This window comes from Bifidobacterium parmae (genome assembly GCF_002860365.1).
In the GTDB taxonomy this organism is placed as follows: Bacteria; Actinomycetota; Actinomycetes; order Actinomycetales; family Bifidobacteriaceae; genus Bifidobacterium; species Bifidobacterium parmae.
The window spans coordinates 1-6,262 of sequence record NZ_NMWT01000039.1; the positions used below are offsets into that span (position 1 = coordinate 1).

6 protein-coding genes are annotated in these 6,262 nt (G+C 63.3%); 2 read left to right on the forward strand and 4 right to left on the reverse strand.

Translation table 11 applies throughout. From position 1 onward, the window contains the following. Positions 1-727, forward strand: a 727-nt coding sequence (locus tag Uis4E_RS11460) for a cell wall-binding repeat-containing protein (RefSeq protein WP_133125473.1), incomplete at its 5' end; no start/stop codon positions are given. A 68-nt stretch (positions 728-795) separates the two neighbouring features. Here Uis4E_RS11460 and Uis4E_RS11465 read toward each other — a convergent pair. The 3 genes from Uis4E_RS11465 to Uis4E_RS11475 are packed head-to-tail and all read right to left on the reverse strand — an operon-like array spanning position 796 to position 4,585. Beyond that, positions 796-1,773, reverse strand: a complete 978-nt coding sequence (locus Uis4E_RS11465) for an acyltransferase family protein (protein WP_165784984.1) — start codon at positions 1,771-1,773, stop codon at positions 796-798. Between the two features lie 14 nt (positions 1,774-1,787). After that, a complete protein-coding gene (locus Uis4E_RS11470) occupies positions 1,788-2,744 on the reverse strand; it encodes a glycosyltransferase family A protein (protein WP_243394572.1) in 957 nt (318 codons plus the stop codon). 11 nt (positions 2,745-2,755) lie between these two features. Then, complete coding sequence (locus Uis4E_RS11475; RefSeq protein WP_133125474.1) at positions 2,756-4,585, reverse strand: DUF6020 family protein; 1,830 nt, start codon at positions 4,583-4,585, stop codon at positions 2,756-2,758. Between the two features lie 76 nt (positions 4,586-4,661). Here Uis4E_RS11475 and Uis4E_RS11480 point away from each other — a divergent pair, with 76 nt between their 5' ends. Then, a complete protein-coding gene (locus tag Uis4E_RS11480; protein WP_101623286.1) occupies positions 4,662-5,612 on the forward strand; it encodes a glycosyltransferase family 2 protein in 951 nt (316 codons plus the stop codon). Positions 5,613-5,709: 97 nt separating this feature from the next. Here Uis4E_RS11480 and Uis4E_RS11485 read toward each other — a convergent pair. Next, a partial coding sequence (locus Uis4E_RS11485; RefSeq protein ID WP_133125475.1) for a cell wall-binding repeat-containing protein occupies positions 5,710-6,262 on the reverse strand: 553 nt, incomplete at its 5' end.

Here is a 6,262-nt window from a genome sequence, read left to right on the forward strand (position 1 = left end):
TGCGTCGGGCGCGAGCAAGGCGGTCGTGATCGGCAGCACGGTCGCCGTGAGCGCGGCGGCGGCCTCCGAGTTGCGGTCGATGGGCCTGTCGGTGGACCGCATCCAGGGGTCGAACCGCTACGACACGAACGTGGAGGTGTACAAGGCGGGCAGGCGTCTGGGCGTCGACTGGTCGGACAAGCTGATCGTCGCGACGGGCGAGGGCTATGCGGACGCCCTGTCGATCAGCTCGTACGCGTACAGGAACGCGGCGCCGATCCTGCTGGCGACCCCGACGTCGGGCCTGTCGGCGGACGCGGTGTCGGCCATCGGGTCGGGCTCGTTCTCGTCGGCGGTGATCGTCGGCAGCAACGTGGTCGTGTCGGATTGGGTGGATTTCGCCCAGCTGCCGGCCCTGGGCGTGGCTTCGGAGCGCGTGGCCGGTCCGACGCGCTATGAGACGAGCGCGAAGGTCGCGGAGTGGTGCGTGAAGCAGGGCATGGGCATGGACGGCGCGGTGTTCGCGTCGGGCGAGGGGTTCGCGGACGCCTTGGCGGCGGGTCCTCTGGCGGGCAGGTCGAACGCGGCGCTGATGCTGGTGCGTGACCCGTCGTCGCCCGCGATCGCCCTGGCCGGCAAGCACGCGGACGGTGTCAGCAAGGCGTGGGTCGTCGGATCCAGCGTCGTCGTCGACAACCACACCATGCAAACCATCGCCGACACACTCGGCCTCAAACCCGAAAACTAAACAGCGGCGATAGGCCACTAACCAAGAAGCCCCCGGAATATTCCGGGGGCTTTCCCTATGCTCACGAATCAGCCGAACAGCAATTTCGCCTTGGCGGACCGGTTGATCAACAATCCGATTGCGAACGACACCACCACGGTAATCACGAACCGTATCATGCCGGAATCCACATAGTCCCGAAGCCACAGAATCAACGTGGGATGAATGAACAACACCGGCACACCCGCCTGCGCCAACGTGGATACCACGGCGGACCAGAACGTGAACGCGGAGAACAGCAGCACCAGACCACCGCACAGCAGACACGATCCGACGATTCCAACGACCGGCGTACCGAAATCCGCGTACTTGATGTCCATCGGAATCGGCCACACCACGTAGCAGACGACACCGGCGACGAACATCACAGCACCTGCCAGAGCCTTCAACCAAACGGCAGCCTGCATGTCGTCGATCCACGTACCGGCCCATCGGACGGCGATGCCGGCCGCCAGAAACACGAGCATCGGCACGGCAACACCGGCGGCCCACCACAAGTCTCCCAGCCATTCGGGAATCAGTACGCTCAACACCAATGCCACAGCCGCGCCAACACCCAGCAGCCACGGCCTAACGGACGCGAGCGCACGCGCATACAGTCGCACGAAGAACAATGCGGTGAAGAACCAGAACGCCGAGAACGGCGCGCCGATGTAATGTCCGCCTTTCACCAACGACAACAGATAATCCCACGTCACCGGCACCTGATGGGTCTTCTGATAGCCATAGTTGAACACGGCCACCACCACCATCCATGAGGCATACGGGACCAGCAGCGTACGCGCTCTGGTCTCGATATCCTTGCCGAACGCTCGATCGAACCGGAAGAAGTACCCACTCAGCAGGAAGAACAACGGCACCTGCCAAGTGAACAACAGAAGTCTGCGCGTCGGCGTCAACGCGAACGCATGCGTGGCGACCACCGCGATGATGCCGAGCACGCGCAGCAGGTCGATGGACGCCACACGCTGCGGATGCGCGGCGGATTCCCGAGTATGACGAGCCATACGCATTCCGCCCGTCATGCGCCGATAATCCCATCCAGTTCGTCGTCACGCACCAGTTGCGTGAAATCACCATCCAGCAGTTTCCGCACCTTCGAATCGGCGAGCGTATCCGCAAGAATCACATCATTGCCGCCGCTCTCCGCATTGTCATGGCACAATGCCACATCCTGCGTATCCGGCACATAGGTGAATCTGCGCTGCGCCATCGCCTCGCCCACCGGCATCATATCGATCAACTGGTTCGTCGTAGCGGACACCACCGGAATCCGCGCGACGACCTCCATGACCTTGAGCCAAATGTCGTCGGCGTTCAACGCGCAACGGCGAATCGTCTCCTCGTCGAACGTCGCCTGCGGCATGATGCGCGGCGGGAACAACGTGCCGAAACCGGTGGTCGCGAACAGGCGCATCGACGGTTTCCCCACCAGCTGCGGATGGTGGGCGGGCGCCTCATACATCCACTGGTCGTACGGCTTCAGCGAACCATCCTCGTCGAACATCATCAGATGCGTGCGAGTCGCCGCAATCGCCTTCGGGAACCGTTCGTGCATCGCCATCAAGTCGGCGATGCACGTGTTCGGATAAACCAGATCGTCGTCGAACAGAATCACGATGTCGTCATGGTATTCCTGCAACGCCCAGAAATACTTCTTATGCGGCTTCAGATTCTCCGGCACCCATCGGATCACCACGTCATGGGCGAGCACGTCGAGCAGCGACTGGGGAAGGTCACGTTCCCGGTTCGGGAAATCCTGTTCGCACAGCCAGAGCACGATCCTATCCGGCAGCACGCGCTGGGCGAGCAGTGACTGGATCGCCACATGCACGCCGCCGATGCGCGGCGGATACGATGTCAGCGACGCGATGATGCGGGGGCGACGCGTCACCCTACGGGAGGCATGCGTCACCACCCTGCGCAGCCTGTTCTTCGATTTCCATACCCACGTGGCGACCGACGTCTTCATGCTCATAATCATTCAGCCTAATGGTTCTGTTGGATTTGCCGGTGGTTTTGCCGATCGTTCACGGCGGCGTTCGCTCCCAGAAGATTCACGCCGATCATGGCGACGCCCATCACCAGCATCGAGAACGCGTAACGGGTCGGCGAGGAATGGTCGTTCTGCAATTGGATGGTGACCGGGCAGAGGAACAGGAACGCGGTGACGAACCAGTACGGGATGAACCGGATCACGTCGTCGCGGCCGGGACGACGGCGTATCAGCGCATACAGCAGATAGGCGGGCACGATCAACGCCCACACGGTGAGATACATGAACACGTTGAGTATCGGAACATCCTGCACCCAGCGCACCAGTCCTTTGACCGCCGTCTGCCCCTTGCTGGGGGTGCCGTTCGGCACGAATCGGCCGAACGTGGAATCGTTCAACGCGTTCGTGGTCAACGGTTGGTATTGCAGCGCGATCTCAGGATACGGCGCCTGCGGCTCCACGTTGTTCGCGGGCGCGCCGTTGAACGCGAGCCAGCCGGATTCCACGCTGATGAACGCCTGCACGTAGGCACGCGGATGCTTCAGCCCGACCGACAGCCACGCCTTCGCGAAATCCACGACGCTGCCCGTATCCTTAATCGCGTAGCCGGTCACCGGATCCGTGGTGAACGGCACATAGTTGCGTGCCATCTCATCCCAGCTCATCGGCAGGTACTCGTTGAGCACCTGCTTCTCCTCGTCGGTCACGTCCGACGGATTCGCGTGGGCGACGCGGGCGACCATCTGGATGGGGACGACGATGGCGGCCTGACGTTCCCCCGGCACGATGTCGAGACGCGGGAACACGACCTTCGGCAGGAAGATGCTCACGAACGCGAAACAGGCTATGGCCACGGCCACGCACACCGCTTTGAACTTCGCCTTATACCTGCCGATGACGAGCAGCAGCAGGGCGGCGACCATTACATACAGGCCGACGCTTTTGGTGAGCGCCACCAGCAGCGACATCACGACGAACCCGGCAAGGAACCCGGGGCGCGTGATGCTCGCGAGCTTGGAATCCACGAGCAGCAGGTACATGACGAACCAGCCGAGCAACGCGATCGTGAACGTCGTATCCTTCACGATCGACGCGAACATGATCGGGAACACCGGGAAGAAGCAGAACGTCGCGGTGACGGCGATCAACGGCCTACGCGTCAAACCGCGCCCACGCAGGTAGGCAAGCACAGCGCTCACGGCGACCGCCGCGAGAAACGCGTGCACCACCGACAGCAGGAACATGCCGACCTCATAATGGCCGCTGACCGCATGCCCCAGCCAGATCACCGAACCGTAGAAATACGTGTCGAGGAACGGATGATGATTCCAGATCTGCCCCGGCTCCTGCCCGAACACGGACATGCCAAAGAACTGCGCCACCTGATCGCCCGTATCCCAGTACAGAATCCCCGGATACAACAGGATGACGTACGGCGCCCAACACACGAACACGCGCAGCGCGTCACGCAACAGCCCCGGCGCGCGCAGCACATACTCGAAGCGGACAGCCTTGCGCAGACGGGAGACCTTACCGGCAGGCATCGCGCGATCGTCCTCGTCGGCACGAGCGGTGACATCGGAGTCGACCGCAATCGCATCGTCACCGCGATCATCCCGTCGACGCGCTCGCTCCCGCACCGAAAACAGCAACGGGAACAGCAGACAGAACAGCGCCGCATACGCGAGACACTGCACGTACAGCGTCGGATCGCCGAACGAGACCGCGCCACGCGTCGCCGAATACCCGCCAACGCCCATCACCAATCCCAACAGCAACGGCAGCCATACCGTCCGCCGCGACGACCTCACCAACGCAACCACCCTACGCACCATCATCTCCTCCCGATATCATGCGCAACTCGTTTCATCATACGAGTCGACGCGTATAGTGGTGCGCATGTCTGATGCGCCTGTGAGTCCTTCCGTTGCCGTGTTGCTTCCTTGTTTCAACGAGGAGGTGACGATCGGGAAGGTGGTGCGCGACTTCCGTGCGGCGCTGCCGGACGCGGTCGTGTACGTGTACGACAACAACTCCACCGACCGCACCGCCCAGATTGCCCGGGAGGCCGGCGCCGTCGTGCGCAGGGAGCCCCGGCAGGGCAAGGGCAACGTGATCCGCGCCATGTTCGAGGACATCGACGCGGACGTGTACGTCATGGCCGACGGCGACGACACGTACCCCGCCGACGCGGCGCCCGCCATGGTCGCCAAGGTGCTCGAAGGCTACGACATGGTCATCGGCGACCGCCTCTCCTCCACGTACTTCCAGGAGAACAAGCGGCCGTTCCACAACTTCGGCAATCGGCTCGTGCGCGGCTCCATCAACCACCTGTTCGGCGCGCACGTCACCGACATCATGACCGGCTACCGCGCGTTCAGCTTCACGTTCGTCAAGACGTACCCCGTGCTCTCCCGGGGCTTCGAGGTCGAGACCGAGATGACGATCCACTCGCTGAACAACAACCTGCGCCTGTACGAGACGCCCATCCGGTACCGGGACCGTCCGGCCGGGTCCGTGTCCAAGCTGGACACGGTCGGCGACGGCATCAGGGTGATGGGCACGATCTTCCGCATGATCCGCGAGTACAAGCCGCTGCCGTTCTTCGGCGGTCTCGGCCTGCTCGTCGGCCTGATCGGGCTCGCCCTGTGCGGCATGGTGACCGCCGAGTTCGTGGGCACCGGCATGGTCGCCCGCTTCCCCACGCTCATCGGCGCGATCATGCTCGTCATCGTCGGCCTGCTGCTCGTCAGCACCGGCATCATCCTCGACGTCATCGCCAAAAACGACAGGAAAGCGTTCCTGGTGGAGGCCAATACAATCAGCTATATGCGTCGAGGACGGCGTTAGGCGAGCCCGCGGCTACGGTGCCCGCCGCGGGACCACCCCCAGTCGGCTCCGCCGACAGCCCCCGCCAGCGGGAGCCGAGCGTGAACGCGCTGAGCGTCTATTGGATGTGTTTGTTGAGTTTGGCGGCGATACGCTCCATGGTCCACTGGCCGAACACGACCGGACCACCCAACACGAACGCCGTCTCCCGGTTCCCGTCCGACTGCGCCTCCGCAGCCAACCCGACCGACCGCGCATCCGGCCCATCCACCAACGCCAACACGTTCCCCGTACGACCCGCAAGCGCGCCACCGGCCAACGCGTCGGGATAATTCTCACCAGACGCCAACACCACGCCATCCGCCTCCAGGATCCTATGCTCCAACGCGTAAGCCACCACCTCCGCGCTCGTCCCATACCGGGTCGCACCCGCAAGACGCGTCACCGACAACGACCCCAACTGCGACTCCACCCTCACAGGCACTACCGACTCGCCACCGACCAGCAGCACCTTCCGGAACCCGGCATCCCTGACCGCCCGCACCATGGCCTCATCCAAACCATCCCGGCCGGCCAACACCACCGGAGCCTTCAACCGATACGCCAACGGCGACGCCGACAACGCGTCATACGGGCCCTCCCCGCTCGCCACGATCACCGTATCCGACCAC

What these genes read in the sequence shown, in the direction of transcription:
- Uis4E_RS11465 (WP_165784984.1), bottom strand. Translation starts at nt 1,773, where the DNA reads ATGGCTCGTCATACTCGGGAATCCGCCGCGCATCCGCAGCGTGTGGCG.
- Uis4E_RS11470 (WP_243394572.1), bottom strand. Translation starts at nt 2,744, where the DNA reads ATGAGCATGAAGACGTCGGTCGCCACGTGGGTATGGAAATCGAAGAAC.
- Uis4E_RS11480 (WP_101623286.1), top strand. Translation starts at nt 4,662, where the DNA reads ATGTCTGATGCGCCTGTGAGTCCTTCCGTTGCCGTGTTGCTTCCTTGT.